Source organism: Streptomyces sp. NPDC030143, from assembly GCF_055573695.1.
Genome location: NZ_JBVIAY010000003.1, coordinates 291,338 through 309,358 on the forward strand (window position 1 = coordinate 291,338; position 18,021 = coordinate 309,358).

13 protein-coding genes and 1 pseudogene are annotated in these 18,021 nt (G+C 72.1%); 1 reads left to right on the forward strand and 13 read right to left on the reverse strand.

The genetic code is table 11. The features are described 5' to 3' along the window. Positions 1-80 precede the first annotated feature (80 nt). The 7 genes and pseudogenes from obgE to ACZ4YY_RS07485 all read right to left on the reverse strand — a co-directional run bounded on the left by obgE (position 81) and on the right by ACZ4YY_RS07485 (position 9,338). The gene (obgE, locus tag ACZ4YY_RS07455) at positions 81-1,517 is read right to left on the reverse strand and encodes a GTPase ObgE (protein WP_468284799.1); all 1,437 of its coding nucleotides are present in this window, start codon (positions 1,515-1,517) and stop codon (positions 81-83) included. A gap of 110 nt (positions 1,518-1,627) precedes the next feature. Beyond that, positions 1,628-1,882, reverse strand: coding sequence for a 50S ribosomal protein L27 (rpmA, locus tag ACZ4YY_RS07460; RefSeq protein WP_401430484.1), 255 nt, complete (start codon positions 1,880-1,882; stop codon positions 1,628-1,630). 13 nt (positions 1,883-1,895) lie between these two features. Beyond that, complete coding sequence (gene rplU / locus ACZ4YY_RS07465) at positions 1,896-2,216, reverse strand: 50S ribosomal protein L21 (RefSeq protein WP_100826193.1); 321 nt, start codon at positions 2,214-2,216, stop codon at positions 1,896-1,898. Positions 2,217-2,404: 188 nt separating this feature from the next. Beyond that, positions 2,405-2,823: pseudogene (locus ACZ4YY_RS07470) on the reverse strand (dehydroquinate synthase/iron-containing alcohol dehydrogenase family protein); the annotation flags it as partial. 104 nt (positions 2,824-2,927) lie between these two features. After that, the gene (locus tag ACZ4YY_RS07475) at positions 2,928-7,184 is read right to left on the reverse strand and encodes an Rne/Rng family ribonuclease (RefSeq protein WP_468284803.1); all 4,257 of its coding nucleotides are present in this window, start codon (positions 7,182-7,184) and stop codon (positions 2,928-2,930) included. Between the two features lie 276 nt (positions 7,185-7,460). Continuing rightward, positions 7,461-8,222 (reverse strand): TIGR03936 family radical SAM-associated protein, encoded by a 762-nt coding sequence (locus tag ACZ4YY_RS07480; protein ID WP_468284805.1) that lies wholly within the window; start codon positions 8,220-8,222, stop codon positions 7,461-7,463. Positions 8,223-8,270: 48 nt separating this feature from the next. Continuing rightward, a complete protein-coding gene (locus tag ACZ4YY_RS07485; RefSeq protein ID WP_468284807.1) occupies positions 8,271-9,338 on the reverse strand; it encodes a hypothetical protein in 1,068 nt (355 codons plus the stop codon). A 207-nt stretch (positions 9,339-9,545) separates the two neighbouring features. On the opposite strand from ACZ4YY_RS07485, the gene ACZ4YY_RS07490 reads away from it, so the two are divergent. Next, positions 9,546-10,427, forward strand: coding sequence for a hypothetical protein (locus ACZ4YY_RS07490; RefSeq protein ID WP_468284809.1), 882 nt, complete (start codon positions 9,546-9,548; stop codon positions 10,425-10,427). A gap of 77 nt (positions 10,428-10,504) precedes the next feature. On the opposite strand, the gene ACZ4YY_RS07495 is transcribed toward ACZ4YY_RS07490, so the two are convergent. From ACZ4YY_RS07495 to mreC, 6 genes are all read right to left on the reverse strand, one after another. After that, the gene (locus tag ACZ4YY_RS07495; protein ID WP_468284811.1) at positions 10,505-12,454 is read right to left on the reverse strand and encodes a TIGR03960 family B12-binding radical SAM protein; all 1,950 of its coding nucleotides are present in this window, start codon (positions 12,452-12,454) and stop codon (positions 10,505-10,507) included. Positions 12,455-12,523: 69 nt separating this feature from the next. Then, positions 12,524-12,688, reverse strand: a complete 165-nt coding sequence (locus ACZ4YY_RS07500; protein WP_468284813.1) for a hypothetical protein — start codon at positions 12,686-12,688, stop codon at positions 12,524-12,526. An 85-nt stretch (positions 12,689-12,773) separates the two neighbouring features. After that, positions 12,774-13,973, reverse strand: a complete 1,200-nt coding sequence (rodA, locus tag ACZ4YY_RS07505) for a rod shape-determining protein RodA (protein ID WP_468284815.1) — start codon at positions 13,971-13,973, stop codon at positions 12,774-12,776. Beyond that, the gene (gene mrdA / locus ACZ4YY_RS07510) at positions 13,970-16,234 is read right to left on the reverse strand and encodes a penicillin-binding protein 2 (protein WP_468284817.1); all 2,265 of its coding nucleotides are present in this window, start codon (positions 16,232-16,234) and stop codon (positions 13,970-13,972) included. Before mrdA ends, rodA begins: the two co-directional genes overlap by 4 nt. 157 nt (positions 16,235-16,391) lie before the next feature. After that, the gene (gene mreD / locus ACZ4YY_RS07515) at positions 16,392-17,060 is read right to left on the reverse strand and encodes a rod shape-determining protein MreD (protein WP_468284819.1); all 669 of its coding nucleotides are present in this window, start codon (positions 17,058-17,060) and stop codon (positions 16,392-16,394) included. Positions 17,061-17,073: 13 nt separating this feature from the next. Further along, positions 17,074-18,018 (reverse strand): rod shape-determining protein MreC, encoded by a 945-nt coding sequence (gene mreC, locus ACZ4YY_RS07520; RefSeq protein WP_468284821.1) that lies wholly within the window; start codon positions 18,016-18,018, stop codon positions 17,074-17,076. Positions 18,019-18,021 lie beyond the last annotated feature (3 nt).

An 18,021-nucleotide genomic window follows, 5' to 3' on the forward strand; every position in this document is an offset into this window, starting at 1 on the left:
GGGCTGAGCCTCTTAGCCGTGGCGAGCGGGCTGAGCCGCCCCTTCGCCGTGCCGGGCGGCCCTGGAACGCCTCGAAGCCGTCAGAACGCCTCGAAGTCGTCGAACTCCTGCTCGGACTCGTCCCGTTCGGCCTGCCGGTCGCGGCGGCGCTGGGCGGCCGGGCGAGGGGCCTCGAAGCGGTGGTCCTCGCCGCGTCGGCCGAGCATCTCCGCGCCGGTCATCATCGACGGCTCCCAGTCGAAGACGACGGCGTTCTCCTCGGGGCCGATGGCGACGCCGTCCCCGGCGCGGGCACCGGCCTTCATCAGCTCCTCCTCGACACCGAGGCGGTTGAGCCGGTCGGCGAGGTAGCCGACGGCCTCGTCGTTGTTGAAGTCGGTCTGCCGCACCCAGCGTTCGGGCTTCTCACCCCGGACGCGGAACAGGCCTTCGTCCTCCTGGGTGACGGTGAACCCGGCGTCGTCCACGGCCTTGGGCCGGATGACGATCCGCGTGGCCTCTTCGCGGGGCTTGGCGGCCCGCGCCTTGGCGACGATGTCGGCGAGCGCGAAGGACAGCTCCTTGAGCCCCATGTGCGCCACGGCGGACACCTCGAAGACACGGTAGCCGCGGGCCTCCAGGTCGGGCCGCACCATCTCGGCGAGGTCCTTGCCGTCCGGCACGTCGATCTTGTTCAGGACGACGATGCGGGGACGGTTGCCGAGGCCGCCGTACTGCCGCAGCTCCTCCTCGATGATGTCGAGGTCGGAGACGGGGTCACGGTCGGACTCCAGCGTGGCGGTGTCCAGCACGTGCACGAGGACGCTGCACCGCTCGACGTGCCGCAGGAACTCCAGACCGAGTCCCTTGCCCTGGCTGGCGCCCGGGATCAGGCCGGGCACGTCGGCGATGGTGTAGACGGTGGATCCGGCGGTCACCACCCCGAGGTTCGGCACGAGGGTCGTGAAGGGGTAGTCGGCGATCTTGGGCTTCGCGGCGGAGAGCACGGAGATCAGCGACGACTTGCCGGCGCTCGGATAGCCCACCAGCGCCACGTCGGCGACGGTCTTCAGCTCCAGGACGATGTCCTGCAGGTCCCCGGGCTCGCCGAGCAGCGCGAAGCCGGGCGCCTTGCGCCGGGCGGAGGCGAGGGCGGCGTTGCCGAGACCGCCCCGGCCACCCTGGGCGGCGACGTACGTCGTGCCGTGGCCGACGAGGTCGGCGAGGACGTTGCCGGCCTTGTCGAGGACGACGGTTCCGTCCGGCACGGGCAGCACGAGGTCCTGTCCGTCCTTGCCGGAGCGGTTGCCACCTTCACCGGGCTTGCCGTTGGTGGCCTTGCGGTGCGGGGAGTGGTGGTACTCGAGCAGCGTGGTCACGGACTGGTCGACGGTGAGGACGACGTCGCCGCCGCGCCCGCCGTTGCCGCCGTCCGGTCCACCGAGCGGCTTGAACTTCTCACGGTGGACGGAGGCACAGCCGTGGCCTCCGTTACCCGCGGCGATGTGCAGCTCGACGCGGTCCACGAAGGTGGTCATGGTTCAGTGCCTCCAGGAGAAAACGTACGTCTGTGGTGTGGGGGTAACACGCGAAAGGCGGACCCGCCTTCCCGACCGGGAAGTGAGGTCCGCCTCGCGTAAGCGTCCGATCAGGCGACCGGAACGATGTTCACGACCTTGCGGCCGCGGTGGGTACCGAACTCCACCGCACCGGGCTGCAGCGCGAACAGCGTGTCGTCGCCGCCGCGGCCCACGCCGGAGCCGGGGTGGAAGTGGGTGCCGCGCTGGCGGACCAGGATCTCACCCGCGTTGACGACCTGACCGCCGAAGCGCTTCACGCCGAGCCGCTGGGCGTTGGAGTCGCGACCGTTCCGGGTGGACGATGCGCCCTTCTTGTGTGCCATCTCTCCTCAGTCCTTACTTCGCAGCCGCGGGGATCGCGGTGACCTTGATCGCCGTGTACTGCTGGCGGTGGCCCTGACGACGGCGGTAGCCGGTCTTGTTCTTGTAGCGCAGAATGTCGATCTTCTGGCCCTTGTGGTGGTCCACGACCTCGGCCTGGACCTTGATGCCGGCCAGCACCCACGGGTCGCTGGTCACAGCGTCGCCGTCGACAACGAGCAGGGTCGAGAGCTCGACCGTGTCGCCAACCTTGGCGGTGGAAATCTTGTCAACCTCAACGATGTCGCCGACAGCAACCTTGTGCTGGCGACCACCGCTGCGCACGATGGCGTACACGCGGATCTCTCTTTCGCTCGGAGAACGGCACCCCCGCAGGCCAGCTGCCCGGCACGACACACGGACAGCCTCTCCCGGTCACGACCCGTGCCCGGAAGGAAGAGGTTTACGGGGATGTGGCGTGCACAGGGACACGCCGACGACCCAGGCTACGGGGCCTCGACCGCAATGGTCAAACCGGCTCCGGCTCACTCACCGAGGGCCCGGGCGTAGCCCGTGTAGGCGTCCCTGATCTGTTCGGTCGTGAGGTCGAGGTGCTCGAGGATGGTGTACCGGCCCGGCCGGGTCTCCGGAGCGAACTCCACCACCCGCACGAACTCCTCCACCGTGAAGCCGATCTCCTGCGGCAGCACCGGCAACCCGTGCCGGCGCAGCACCCCCGCCATGTGCGCCGACTCCTCGTGCGCCCCCCGCAGATACATCGCGAACGCCGCACCCAGCCCGCACTGCTCCCCATGCGCCGCCGCCCGCCGCGGAAACAGCAGATCGAACGCATGGTTGATCTCATCTCCCAGTCCGCGATCGCCGACACGTTCGACACGGCATCACCGATCCCCGCCCGCACGAACCGCACCGGCGCCGCCCGGATCACCTCCAGATCGAGCACCGATCATCGCAGTTCTCTCCTTGTGGTCCGCCTCCGTGGCCGGGAGGCCCGAAAAGGCCGCGGCCTGTCCGAAGGCGGACAGGCCGCGGGCGTCGGCGGGCGACTCAGTCGTCGTCGGTCGTGGCCGAGACGGACGCCACCGTCTGCTGCGCCGCCGCCGTCTTCTTCGACGTCGCCGCAGCCTTCTTCGTCGTGGTCTTCTTGGCCGCGGTCTTCTTCGCGGTCGTCTTCTTGGCCACGGTCTTCTTGGTGGCGGCCTTCTTGGCCGTCGCCTTCTTGGCCGTCTTGCGGGCGGCCGCCTTCTTCGCCGGAGCGGCCTCCTCACCCGGCTCGGTGTCGCCGGTCACCTCGGCCGGGGCCTCGGGCGTCTCCACCGCCTCCGGGGCGGTCGACGGGACGACCACGACAGCCGTCTCCTCGGACGCGGTCGGCGCGGTGGCCTTGCGCACGGCACGGCGCCGCGGGCGGGCCGGAGCCGCGCTCTCGGCGACCGGCTCGGGCTGCTCGGCCGCGGCGGGCTGCTCGGCGGCCTTCTCCCCGACCGCGGCGGGCGCGGTCTCGGCGACGGTGACCACGGCGGCCTCCGCTCCCGCGGGGGAACCGGCCGGCGCGGACACCTTGCGGGTGGCGCGACGGCGGGTACGGCCCTTGGGGGCGGCCTCCTCGGCGGCCGGGGCCTCCACGGCCGGGGCCTCGACGACCGGGTCCTCGACCGCGACCGGCTCGGCGTGCGCGGTGGCCGCCTCGGCGGGCTGCACCGGCCGCTCGGCCTCCGCCTCGGCGGTGACGTCCTGCGCGGTGGGCACGTCCTCGGTCTCCGACACCACGACGGCGTCGGCGGGCTCGGCAGCGGCGGCCTTCCTCGACGTACCGCTCCTCGGCGCACCGGCAGGGGCCGACGCGCGACGGCCCGTCCGACGGCGGGACCGGCCGCGGGAGGCGGCGGCCTCGGCCTCGGCGACGCTGCTGTACAGCTCCTCGTCCAGCGCGAAGTCGGGGGCCTCCAGCGCGACCGGCAGGGCCGCCTCGGCGGCGACCTCGGCCTCGCTCTCGGCCTCCTCCGCGACGGTCACCACGGCCTCGGCCGTCTCGGCGGCCACGGCCTCGTGCTCGTGGTCGGGCGCCTGCCCGTCCGCGCCGCGACCGCGCTTCTTGCGCTTGCCGCCACCGCCGGAGGACGACGGCTGGTCCAGGTGCACGATGACACCGCGGCCGTTGCAGTGGACACAGGTCTCGGAGAACGACTCCAGCAGACCCTGGCCGACCCGCTTGCGGGTCATCTGGACCAGGCCCAGCGAGGTGACCTCGGCGACCTGGTGCTTCGTACGGTCGCGGCCCAGGCACTCCAGCAGGCGCCGCAGCACCAGGTCCCGGTTGGACTCCAGCACCATGTCGATGAAGTCGATGACGATGATGCCGCCGAGGTCGCGCAGCCGCAGCTGGCGCACGATCTCCTCGGCCGCCTCCAGGTTGTTCCTGGTGACGGTCTCCTCGAGGTTGCCGCCCTGACCGGTGAACTTGCCGGTGTTGACGTCGATGACGACCATCGCCTCGGTCCGGTCGATCACCAGCGAACCGCCGCTGGGCAGCCAGACCTTGCGGTCGAGCGCCTTGGCGAGCTGCTCGTCGATCCGGTAGGTGGCGAAGACGTCGACCTCGGACGTCCACCTCGACAGCCGTTCGGCCAGGTCCGGCGCGACGTGCGCGACGTACCCGTGGATCGTCGACCAGGCCTCGTCACCGCTGACGACGACCTTGGAGAAGTCCTCGTTGAAGATGTCGCGCACGACCCGGACGGTCATGTCCGGCTCGCCGTACAGCAGCGTCGGGGCGTTGCCGCTCTTGGCCTTCTTCTGGATCTCCTCCCACTGCGCCTGGAGCCGCTCGACGTCACGGCGCAGCTCGTCCTCGCTCGCGCCCTCGGCGGCGGTGCGCACGATGACGCCCGCGTCCTCGGGGACGATCTTCTTGAGGATCGTCTTCAGCCTGGCCCGCTCGGTGTCGGGCAGCTTGCGGCTGATGCCGGTCATCGAGCCCTCGGGCACGTACACGAGGTAGCGGCCGGGCAGGGAGACCTGGCTGGTGAGCCGCGCGCCCTTGTGCCCGATCGGGTCCTTCGTCACCTGCACGAGCACCGACTGGCCCGACTTCAGGGCGGACTCGATGCGGCGCGGCCCGTTGGCCATGCCGAGCGCCTCGAAGTTGACCTCACCGGCGTACAGCACGGCGTTGCGGCCCTTGCCGATGTCGATGAAGGCGGCCTCCATCGACGGCAGCACGTTCTGCACCTTGCCCAGGTACACGTTGCCGACGTACGAGGTCGACTGCTCCTTGTTGACGTAGTGCTCGACGAGCACGCCGTCCTCCAGGACGCCGATCTGCGTCCGGTCGCCGTGCTGGCGGACGACCATCACGCGCTCGACGGCCTCGCGGCGGGCCAGGAACTCGGCCTCGGTGATGATCGGGACGCGTCGGCGGCCCTGCTCACGGCCCTCGCGGCGGCGCTGCTTCTTCGCCTCCAGACGGGTCGAGCCCTTGATGGACTGCACCTCGTCGGACGGCTCGCTCGCCTTGCGCGGCTCGCGGACCTTGACGACCGTGCGCTCCGGGTCGCCCTCGCCCGGCTCGCTGTCGACGGAGGCGTCCCCGGCGCGGCGGCGACGGCGACGGCGGCGACGGCTGCCCGCGGTGGACCCGCCGGCCTCGTCGTGCTCCTCGTCGGCGTCCTCCTCGTCCTGCTCGGCGGTGTCCTCGGCGTCCTGCGCGGCCTGCTCGGCGGCGAGTTCGTCGGAGTCGGCCTCCCCGGACTCGCCCTCGCCGGCATCGCCCCGACGGCGGCGGCGACCGCCCCGGCGGCGACGGCGGCGCGAACCGCCCTCCTCGGACTCGTCGTCGCCGTCCGTGGCGTCCTCGGCGTCCTCCGGCTCCGCCTCCTCGTCCTCCGCGGCGGCGGGCTCGGGGGCACGGACGGGCTCGGCGGCGGGAGCGGGCTCGGTGGTCTCCTCGGCGGCGGCACCGCGGCGGCGGCGACGGCGCCGGGCCCCGGCCTGCTCCTCGGGCAGCTCCTCGACCTCGGTCGGCTCGACCGGCTCGACGGCCTCCGCCTCCGCGGCGGCCTCGGCGGCGGCCCGCTCGGGCGTCTGGAACCTCGGCTCGGTGAACACGGGCGGCTGGAACACGGCGACCGCGGGCCGCGCAGGACGCGTCGACGCCCCGGCGTCGTCACCGGCCGGACGCGCGGGCTCGGAGAAGCCGACGGCGGCCTTGCGGACGACGCGGCGGCGCCCGCGGCGCGGACCGGCGTCCTCCTCGGTCTGTGCCTCGGTGGCGGCCGGAGCCGCGGGGGCCTCGGCCTCGACGGCCTGGCTCTCGGCCTCGGCGGGCGCGGGCTCGCCGGTACGGCGGGTGGCCCGGCGCCGGGTGCGGCGCGGCGCGGCCTCTTCGGCGGGCTCGGGCGCCTCGGCGGCCGGGGAGGTCTCGGCGACCGGCTCCGCGGCGGGCTCGGACGGCTCGGCGACGGCGGGCGTCTCCTCGACGGCCTGCGGCGCGCCCGCGGGCGCGGAGGCCCGGCGACCGGCGCGACGGCGGGTCCGCCCGGCGGGCGCGGCCTCGGCGGTCTCGGTGGCCTCACCGGACGCGGGGGCCTGCTCGGCGGCGGTCGGCTCCGGGACCTCGGCGGCGGGCGCCACGGTCTCGGCGGCCTCGACCGCTGCGGGAGCCCCGGCGGGCGCGGAGGCCCGGCGGGTGGCGCGGCGTCGCGGACGTCCGGCCTCGGGGGTCTCCGAGGTCACGGCGGGCGCCTCGGCGACCGGCTCAGCGGCCGCCTGCTCCGGCTCGGTGGTCTCGGCGGTCACCGTCTCGGCGGCCTCGCCCTCGGCGGCGGCCCCGGCCGGCGCGGACACGCGGCGCGTGGCGCGGCGGCGGGTGCGGCGCGGAGCGGCGTCCTCGCCGTCCTCGCCGGAGCCGACGGGCGCCGCGGGCGCCTCTGCGGCGACCGCGGGCACCACGGTCTCGGCGGCCCCGGCGTCGGCCGGAGCCCCGGCGGGAGCGGACGCCCGGCGGGTGGCCCGGCGACGCGGACGCGCGGTCGCCGCGGCCTCGGCGGCGGGCGCTTCGTCGGTCGCGGCGGCCTCGTCGGTCTCGACCGTCTCGTCCGTCTTCTCCTCGTCGCTCTCGTCCGCCACCAGATCGGCGGGGGCGACGGCCGGCGCGGTCATCTCGGCCGGGGCGTCGGCGGAGGCGGTCGGCGGGCCGGCGGGCCGGGACGCGGCACGGCGTCGGCGACGCGGCGGCAGGGTGTCGCTGGGGGTGTTGTTGTCGGAGTCCTTCACGGACTCTGTCGGTTCGGTCGGCTCGAGCATGCGGGTGTGTCTCCCGTCAGGCTCCCGGGCGCCGCACCTGGTCCGGCGTCGATCACCGTGGATCGATCGCCGTTGACGTCCGCGGCTCGCGCAGTGCGCGGTGCCGCCGTCCGGGGCGCGGCCGCCGCACGGGAGCTCTCTGTGTCCTGTCTCGCCGGTTCCGTACGCCATGTTGCGTACGGCCTGGCGAAAGTCTTGTGGTCGGTGCGCTGCCCGACCCAGGTGGCTCCCGAGTACGAGGGCGGCGCTACGACGTCCGTCCTACGCGGAACCGTCCTACGCCGGCGCCTTCGCGGCGGCAGCGGGAGGGGCCGTTCGGGCCTCCGCCGCCTCGCGGTCGGGCGCGAGCGGGTCGGTCACCTCACCGGTCTCTTCATCGAACAGCCCCTGCGCCAGCCTGGTCACCGCTGCGGGGACCGGCGGCGCCAGGTCGGCCACGGCGCGGAGACCGGACAGGACGTCGTCGGGTCGTACGGCAGGCGTCACGTGCCGAACAACCAGCCGCAGTATCGCACAGGGCTGGTCGATAGGCCTATCAGCCGGGGAAGCGTGCGTTTCCAGCCGCACGACGGCGGGACGGGCGTCGAAGGTGCGGACGCCGTTCTTCGTCATGCGCTGGACCTCGACGGTGTCGGCCGCGGTGAAGGCGGCCACCGCGCGGTCGGCTTCCGCAGGGTCCACGCCGTCCAGGCGCAGTTCCCACACGGAGGCCGTGAGCCGGTCGGCCAGGCCCGAGGTGCGGACCTCGACCGCCTCGACGACGTCGAGCCCGGCGGGCAGCGACTCGTCGAGGAGCTCACGCAGCTTCTGCGGGTCACGCGGCTCGGTGAGCGCGATCTCCAGGTACTCCGCCTCACTGCCCGTGCCGGTGGGTGCGGCATTGGCGTACGACACCTTCGGATGCGGCGTGAACCCCGCCGAGTACGCCATCGGCACCTCGGCACGGCGCAACGCGCGCTCGAAGGCGCGCTGGAAGTCACGGTGGCTGGTGAACCGGAGGCGGCCGCGCTTGGTGTAACGCAGTCGGATGCGCTGCACCGCGGGTGCGGGCGGCGGGCCTTCGGGCTGTCGCTTGCCCAGTGTCGTTCAGTCCTTCGTGAGAGCGGTCGTACTGCTACCAAGAGTACGTGCCGCTCGGCCGGAAGGTTCCCCGCGGGCCGCCGTCTCCCGCTGCCGCGGCTCTCCGAGGAGCATCCGACGGAGGTCGGCCCGGGCCTCGCGCACGGACTCACGGGCGGCGGTCAGCGCCCGGCGGGCGGTCCGGCCCACGGCGCGGGCGGCGTCGGCGACCGGACGCAGGGCGAGGTCGCGGACGACGTGTCCGACGGGTGTCAGCACGCTGCGGTACGCCCAGCGCACCGGCTCCACGAAGATCCACCGGAAGAGGGTCGCGAGGAACCGCCCGAGGGCGCGGGAGATCCTCCCGGCGACGCGCCAGGCGTGGCCGAAGGCGTCCCACACCTCACGTCCGACGACGGCGAGGACCCGGCCGGCGGGCGCGAGGATCCAGCGCCACAGCACCAGTGCCGGCAGCACGAGCAGGATCCGGGCGATCCCGTACAGGATCCAGCCGACGCCCGCGGCGAGCAGCGCGAACAGCCGCCCGACACCGCGCGCGCACCAGGCGATCGCCCGTCCGACGGGCGCGAGGATCCAGTCGTGCAGCCACCGGGCGGGCACCACGACGAGGTGGCGGGCGAGCCAGGCCGCCGCCGTGGCGATGCCGATGCCGGCCGGGGTGAGGACGTGCACGTACACCCGGGCGAGCACGGCGCCGGTGCCGCGCGCCAGCCGGAGCAGGGCGTGACCGGCCGGGGTGAGGACATGCCGGTGACACCAGAGCAGCGGGACGGCGACGAGCGTCTTGCCGAGCCGGGCGAGCCCCCGGGCGACCGGCACGACGAGGTACCGCCACAGGCCGGTGAGGGGCAGGACGACCAGCACCCGGCCCAGCCACAGCAGGGCCCGTCCGCAGGGCCGCAGCACCGTCCGGTGGAGGAAGCGTGCGGTGACGACCAGCGCGTCCCAGGCCATGCGCACGGGTACGACCAGCACGAGCACGACGAGACGCACGGGCAACCGGACCGCGACGACGAGACAGCCCTCGGGGGGCTGGTGCGCAGGCCGCCGGGCCGGTGTCCTGTCGAGGTCCATGTCTTCGAGGACGCAGCAGCCGCGGCTCCGGATCCCGCTCCGCGGCTTTCGCCGCCGATCACCCATCAGCACGCACGGCGTTCATCCGATACGACGATTATCGGCCACGTTATGCCCCGCTTCGTGCCCCCGTTCGGCGCGCTCCCGTCAGGCTCGCACCCAGGTTCGGGATCTCACCCGAACCCCGGCGACTCAAGGAGCACACAGATGAGTCCTGACGTCAGGACCCCCTCACCTTTCGGACCGCCGCCCCGCGGCGCGTTCCGGCGGGCCGGTCTGGCGGCCTCGCTCGCACTGGCCCTGGCGGCCGTCGTGACCGGACCGGCCGGCGCGGCGGCACAGACCGACACGGACCGCACGACCACGGTCGGGCCCTCGGCGGCCGACAGGTGCAAGCCGGGCCACCGCGCGTCGGTGCCGGGCCCCTCGGCCTTCGGTGACAAGGGCGACTGCAGACACCCCAAGCCGCACGTCATCCACAAGGGCCCCAGAGGTCCCAGGGGCCCGAAGGGCGCCCCCGGACCCGCGGGGCCCGCCGGCCCGGCGGGCGCCCCCGGCCCGGCGGGCCCCCAGGGCGAGCCGGGTCCCCCGGGAGCGGCCGGCGCGCCCGGGGCTCCCGGCGCGCCGGGCTCTCCGGGCACGCCCGGCCCCCCGGGAGCACCCGGCCCCTGCTCCGACATCGACGCCTACCAGCCCCAGGGCAACGTCGAGTTCCGCGCCGCGCTGTCGGCGGCCGACGGCAACTTCTACGCGGGCATCCGTGACCTCACGGGCAGCACCGCCAACGACATGCTGTGGACCGACCTCAGCACCCACCCGGGCTACCCGGCCGGCGGGGCCCAGGGCCTGCCCTGCGGCGCCGCCGTGAGCGAGCACGAGACGTCGGGCGGCGTTCTGTTCACCCTGATCACCACCACCGGACGCGTCTACGAGACCACCTGCTCCGTGAGCCCCAACGCGAACGACGTGTCCATCCTGAACTGCACCGACGGCGACGACCCCGAGACCGACGACCCCAACCCCTGGGTCGAGGTGAACCTCCGGCCGCTCGCCGGCGCGGTCAACGGCGGGACCGACATCGGCACCTGACCCGGACGCGGAAGAGGGGTGCCCGCGGGCCGGTCCACCGGCCCATCGGACACCCCTCTTCCGTCTGTCGGCTCAGGTCAGTGGCTGTGCCCACTCCCCGCCGGCTGCTTGACCGACAGCGGCAGCAGCTTCTTGCCCGTCGGGCCGACCTGGATGTGCGTGTCCATCGCGGGGCACACACCGCAGTCGAAGCACGGCGTCCAGCGGCAGTCCTCGACCTCCGTCTCGTCGAGGGCGTCCTGCCAGTCCTCCCAGAGCCAGTCCTTGTCCAGACCGGAGTCGAGGTGGTCCCAGGGCAGGACCTCCTCGTAGCCGCGTTCACGGGTGGTGTACCAGTCGACGTCCACACCGAAGTCGGCCAGCGCCTTGTCCGCGCAGCCCATCCAGCGGTCGTACGAGAAGTGCTCGCGCCAGCCGTCGAAGCGGCCGCCGTCCTCGTAGACGGCGCGGATGACGGCGCCGATGCGGCGGTCGCCACGCGAGAGCAGTCCCTCGACGATGCCGGGCTTGCCGTCGTGGTAGCGGAAGCCGATCGAGCGGCCGTACTTCTTGTCCCCGCGGATCTTGTCGCGGAGCTTCTCCAGGCGCGCGTCCGTCTCCTCGGCGGAGAGCTGGGGCGCCCACTGGAACGGCGTGTGCGGCTTGGGGACGAACCCGCCGATCGACACCGTGCAGCGGATGTCATTGGATCCGGAGACCTCGCGGCCCTTCTGGATCACGCGCGTCGCCATGTCGGCGATCTGCAGGACGTCGTCGTCGGTCTCGGTCGGCAGACCGCACATGAAGTACAGCTTCACCTGGCGCCAGCCGTTGCCGTAGGCGGTGGCGACGGTCCTGATCAGGTCCTCTTCCGAGACCATCTTGTTGATGACCTTGCGCATGCGCTCGGAACCGCCCTCGGGGGCGAAGGTGAGGCCGGACCGACGGCCGTTCCTCGTCAGCTCGTTCGCCAGGTCGACGTTGAAGGCGTCCACGCGGGTCGACGGCAGGGAGAGGCCGATCTTGTCGTCCTCGTAGCGGTCCGCGAGGCCCTTGGCGACCTCGCCGATCTCGCTGTGGTCGGCGCTGGACAGCGACAGCAGGCCGACCTCCTCGAAGCCGGTCGCCTTCAAACCCTTGTCGACCATCTCGCCGATTCCGGTGATGGAGCGCTCGCGCACCGGACGGGTGATCATGCCGGCCTGGCAGAACCGGCAGCCGCGGGTGCAGCCGCGGAAGATCTCCACCGACATGCGCTCGTGGACCGTCTCGGCCAGCGGCACCAGCGGCTGCTTCGGGTACGGCCACTCGTCGAGGTCCATGACGGTGTGCTTGGACACACGCCACGGCACGCCGGACCTGTTGGGGACGACGCGCGCGATCCGGCCGTCCGGCAGGTACTCGACGTCGTAGAAGCCCGGGACGTACACCCCGCCCGTCTTCGCCAGGCGGAAGAGGACCTCCTCTCGACCGCCGGGACGGCCCTGCGCCTTCCACTCACGAATGATCCTCGTCATGTCGAGCACGGCCTGCTCGCCGTCGCCGATGACCGCCGCGTCGATGAAGTCGGCGATCGGCTCCGGGTTGAAGGCCGCGTGGCCGCCGGCGAGGACGATCGGGTCGTCCGGACCGCGGTCCTTCGCCTCCAGCGGGATGCCCGCGAGGTCCAGCGCGGTGAGCATGTTGGTGTAGCCCAGCTCGGTGGAGAAGCTGAGCCCGAATACGTCGAACGCCTTCACCGGACGGTGGCTGTCCACGGTGAACTGCGGGACGTCGTGCTCCCGCATCAGGGCCTCCAGGTCCGGCCACACGCTGTAGGTGCGCTCGGCGAGGACGCCCTCCTGCTCGTTCAGGACCTCGTAGAGGATCATGACGCCCTGGTTGGGCAGTCCGACCTCGTACGCGTCCGGGTACATCAACGCCCAGCGGACGTCACAGTCGTCCCAGGGCTTGACGGTGGAGTTCAACTCGCCGCCCACGTACTGGATCGGCTTCTGCACATGCGGGAGCAGGGCTTCGAGCTGCGGGAACACCGACTCGACAGACATCGCGGGAACTTTCGTGAGCTGGCAGGGGTGACCATCAAGCCTAACCCGGTCGGAGGTGGTCCCCGACCGTCAGACGTCCCCGGTCGCGCCGACGGTCTCCCGCACCTCGGGCAACGCCACCCCGGCCCGTTCCGCCCGGCGCTCCCCGCGGCCGTGGACCGGTCCGTAGGTGAAGGTGCTCTCACCCGCCGCGTGGGCCCGGCCGGCGAGGTCGCGCAGGGCCTCGCGGGTCATCCCGCTGTCCCGGAGGTCGCCCAGCAGGCTCTGCCTTCATCATCGAGTGGCAGGCACGCCACGACGGCAGGGGGCCCGCACCGCCCTACGCCGACATGGGCCGTTGCACCCGGATGGACTGCAACAGCCCCACCGCCACCCATACCGCGAACATCGACGAGCCGCCGTAGGAGACGAAGGGCAGGGGCAGTCCCGTGACCGGCATGATGCCGAGGGTCATACCGATGTTCTCGAAGGACTGGAAGGCGAACCAGGCGACGATCCCGGCGGCGACGATCGTGCCGTACAGCTCGGTCGTCTCGCGGGCGATCCGACAGGCGCGCCACAGGACGACACCGAGCAGCGCGATGATCAGACCCGCACCGACGAAGCCGAGTTCCTCGCCCGCGACGGTGAAGACGAAGTCCGTCTGCTGTTCGGGGACGAACTGGCCGGTGGTCTGCGAGCCGTGGAACAGCCCCGACCCGGTCAGCCCGCCCGAGCCGATGGCGATGCGGGCCTGGTTGGTGTTGTAGCCGACGCCCGCCGGGTCGAGGCTGGGGTTGGCGAAGGCCGCGAAGCGGGCGATCTGGTAGTCGTCGAGGATGTGCAGCTGCCAGACGGCGACCGCACCGGCCGCGCCCGCGGTCAGCAGACCGAAGACCCACCGGTTGGAGGCACCGGAGGCGAGCAGCACGCCCAGCACGATGATGACCATGACCATGACCGACCCGAGGTCGGGCATGAGCATCACGATCAGCATCGGCACGGCCGCGAGGCCGAGCGCCTGCAGGACCGTGCGGTGATCGGGGTACACCTTGTCACCGGCATCGACCCGGGCCGCCAGCAGCATCGCCATGCCCAGGATGATCGTGATCTTCACGAACTCCGAGGGTTGGAGCGAGAAGCCGCCACCGAGCACGATCCAGGAGTGCGCCCCGTTGACCGTGGAGCCCAGGGGGGTGAGCACCAGCAGGATCAGCAGGACCGAGAGGCCGTACAGGAAGGGCACCGCGTTGCGCAGGGTGCGGTGGCCCAGCCAGATCGTGCCGAACATCAGGGCGAGCCCGATGCCGGTGTTCATGAGGTGCCGGATCAGGAAGTAGTACGGGTCGCCCTGATTGATCTCGGTGCGGTTGCGGGTCGCCGAGTACACCAGCAGGGAGCCGATCAGCGACAGCGCGAGACACGCCAGCAGTATCGGCCAGTCCAGGCGCCGCGCCATCGAGTCGCGGGCGAAGAGCCGTGTCCAGCCGGCCCGTTCGGGTCCGTACCCGGAGACGGAGAAGCTGTTCGCGCCGGTCATGTGCACGTCCTCCGGCTTCCTCGCCCGCGCCGCCGTCGTCGCCGGGTGTCACGGTTGTCCGCCTCGGGCGAGGCGACGGTCGCGGCCGGCTGCGTGCCGTTCGGGGACGCCTCGCCCTGGGGGGTCGCCTTCTGGCTGGCCTGCTGCTCCTTCGCCGGGTCCTTGGAGATCCTCGGGGAGGCGATCGTGCCGTCCGTCTTGATCGTCGGCAGGGTCTTCTGCGGGGTGGGCAGCAGCGCGTTCTTCGGGTTGATCGTGCCATCGTCGGCGACGCCGTACAGAGCGTCGTATATGTTGCGCACGGCCGGGCCGGAGGCTCCGGAACCCGTACCACCCTGGGAGATCGTCATGACGATGGCGTAGTCCCTGGTGTACGTGGCGAACCAGGACGTCGTCTGCTTGCCGTAGACCTCGGCGGTACCGGTCTTGGCGTGCATCGGGATCTTGTCCTGGGGCCAGCCGCCGAAGCGCCAGGCGGCGGTACCACGGGTCGCCACGCCTTCGAGGGCGTCGTCCATCTGGGCCAGCGTCTGCCGGGTGACCGGCAGCTTGCCGTGCGCCTTGGGCGCGATCTCCTTCACGGTCCTGCCGTCGGCGCTGACGATGGCCTTGCCGACGGTCGGGTCGTACAGGGTGCCGCCGTTGGAGATGGCCGCGTAGATGGTGGCCATCTGGATCGGGGTCACGAGGGTGTCACCCTGGCCGATCGAGTAGTTGATCTCGTCACCGGCGCGCATCTTGTTGCCCTCGAGGCAGTTCTCGTACGCGATCTTCTCGACGTAACTGCCGTCCTTCTTCCCCGTCTTGCACCAGGCGTCCTTGTTGGCCTCCCAGTACGACTGCTTCCACTCGCGGTCCGGGACACGGCCGGAGACCTCGTTGGGCAGGTCGATACCGGTCTCCCGGCCGAGGCCGAACTGGTGGGCGGCCTTGTAGAAGTAGTCCTTGGGCTGACCCTTCCTCGGGTTGATGCCGCCGTCCTTCTGCCACTGCGCGTGCGCGAGCCGGTAGTAGACGGTGTCGCAGGAGACCTCCAGGGCGCGGCCGAGGCTGATCGCGCCGTGGTTCTGCGACTCGAAGTTCTTGAAGACCTGGCCCCCGACCGCGTAGGAGCTGGAGCACTCGTAGCGGCCGTCGAAGTCGTAGCCGGCCTGGACCGCGGCGGCCGTGGAGACCACCTTGAAGATCGAGCCGGGAGCGGCCTGACCCTGTATGGCCCGGTTGAGCAGCGGGTAGTTGGAGGACTTCCCGGTGAGCTTCCTGTAGTCCTTGGCGGAGATGCCGCCGACCCAGGTGTTCGGGTCGTACGTCGGGTTGGACGCCATGGCGACGATCCGGCCGGTCCTGGCCTCCATCACGACGACAGCGCCGGCGTCGGCCTTGTAGTTGACCCCGGTGTTGCGGTCGTGCTGTCTGCGGGCCTCCTTCATCGCCTCGTTCAGCTCGAACTCGGCGACCCGCTGGACGCGGGCGTCGATACTGGTGACGAGGTTGGAGCCGGGCTGCGCCGGGTCGGCCTCGGCCTGGCCGATGACCCGGCCGAGGTTGTCGACCTCGTAGCGGGTCACGCCCGCCTTGCCGCGCAGCTCCTTGTCGTACTGGCGCTCGACGCCGCTGCGGCCCACCTGGTCGGAGCGCAGGAAGGGCGAGTCGGTGTCCTGGGCCTTGGTGATCTCCTCGTCGGTGACCGGGGAGAGGTAGCCGAGGACCTGGGCGGTGTTGGCCTTGCCGGGGCTCGGGTAGCGGCGCACCGCTTCGGGCTCCGCGGTGATGCCGGGGAAGTCCTCGGCCCGCTCACGGATCTGCAGGGCCTGCTTGGGCGTGGCCTCGTCGGTGATGGGGATGGGCTGGTACGGCGAGCCGTTCCAGCAGGGCTGGGGCGTCTCGGCGTCGCACAGGCGGACCTTCTGCATGACGTCCGCGGGGGCCATGCCGAGGACACCGGCGAGCTTGGTGAGGACGGCCTTGCCGTCGTCCCTCTGCTTCAGCAGGTCGGTGCGGGAGGCGGAGACGACCAGCCGGGTCTCGTTGTCGGCGAGCGGCACTCCGCGGGCGTCCAGGATCGAGCCGCGCACGGCGGGTTCGACGACCTGCTGGACGTGGTTGCCGGAGGCCTCCTTGGCGTACTCGTCGCCCTCGCGGATCTGGAGGTACCACAGACGGCCGCCGAGGGTGCCGAGGAGGGAGAGGACGAGGATCTGGATCACGACGAGCCTGATCTGGACCCTCGGGGTCCGCCCGGTCTCGGGAATGTTGGTCACTGCGGCTGCCTCCCCCTCTCCGTGTCCGGACGCGTGTCCGCGGACCGGTGTGCCTGGGCCTGTGGGCGTGGACGTCTGTGCGTACTCCTGATGAACGACCGGCCCGGCAGACCCCGTTCCACCGGAGTCTCCTCCGTTCGGGTGAACTCGCCCGCTCTCACAGCCGCTTGACCCCCTTGATGCGGCCGGCCCGCGCGGTGCGTGCCCGGACCGCCTTCATGCGCAGCCCGCCGCGCTGACCGCCGATGCGCAGCCCGGTGCCGGAGGCGAGCCAGCCGGAGGAGATGTCGGCCGCCTTCGCGGAGTTGGTGTCGGCGAGCGGGTCGTTGTCCGCGCGCCGCGCCAGGAACATCACGGCGGGCACCACGAACGGTGCGAGGAGCAGGTCGTACAGGGCCGCGGAGAACAGCAGGCCGGTGAGGCCCACGCCCCGGGCGGCGGTGTCGCCGACGAGGGCGCCGACGCCCGCGTACAGCAGGGTGGAACCGACCGCCGAGGCGACGACCACGACCATCGGGCCGGTGGCCGACTTGATCTGCCCGGTCTCCGGCTTGACCAGCCCGGCGAGGTAGCCGATGACGCACAGCACGAGGGCGTAGCGCCCGGCGGCGTGGTCGGCGGGCGGGGCGAGGTCGGCGAGCAGTCCGGCGCCGAAGCCGACGAGGGCGCCGCTGACATGGCCGTACACCATGGCCAGGCCCAGGACGGTGAGCAGCAGCAGGTCGGGGACGGCGCCGGGCAGGTGCAGGCGGGCGAGGACGCTCACCTGGATCACCAGGGCGACGACGACCAGCGGGACGGAGAGCAGGATCCGGTTGACGCGCATGGGTGGTCAGCTCCTACTGCTCTTGCTGTCGGCCGTCGACGGGGGTGTTCGCGTTTGGGGTGACCGTGACCGTCACCGTCGGCGCGGGGACCGGCTTGGGCTTGGCGGGCAGCACCGTGTCGCGCGGGTCCTTCTTCGGGGCCTCGACGACGACCCCGACGATGTCGAGCTTGGTGAAGCTGACGTACGGCGTGACGTAGAGGGTGCGGGTCAGGTCGCCGCCGGAGGGGTCGACGCGGGAGACGACGCCCACCGGGACGCCGGCCACGAAGGGCTTGTCGGCCTGCGAGCCGAAGGTGACGAGCCGGTCGCCCTTCTTGATCTCGGCCTTGCCGTTGAGGAGTTCGACGCGCAGCGGGCGGTCGCCCTGTCCGGAGGCGAAGCCCAGCTCGTCGGAGGCCTCCATCCGGGTGCCCACGGTGAAGTCCGGGTCGTTGGCGAGCAGGACGGTGGCGGTGTTCGGGCCCACCGTCGTCACCCGCCCGACCAGACCCTCGCCGTTGAGGACGGTCATGTCCCGCTTGATGCCGTCGTGGGCGCCGATGTCGATGGTGACGGTCCAGGAGAAGCCCTGGGCCGCTCCTATCGCGATGACCTCCGCGCCCTTGATGCCGTACTGGCCGGCGCCGGCGATCCGCAGCATCTTGTCGAGCTGCGCCAGGCGGCTGCGGTTGCGGTCGTCGCTGCCGAGCTTCGCCTTGAGGGCCGCGTTCTCCTTCTCCAGCTGCGCGAGCCGGTCGTGGCGCTCACCGGAGTCGCGGACCGCGGAGACGGCGTTGCCGACGGGGTCGACCGCCGAGGACACACCGTCCTCGATCGGACCGAAGACCGCTGCCGCGGCCTGTCGGGCACCGTCGACCGGGGAGTCCTCTCCGCCGCGGATGTCGACCGTGATCAGCGCGAACGCGACGGCGATCAGCAGCACCAGGAGCAGCCGGCTCTCTCGTGTGTCCCTCACGTG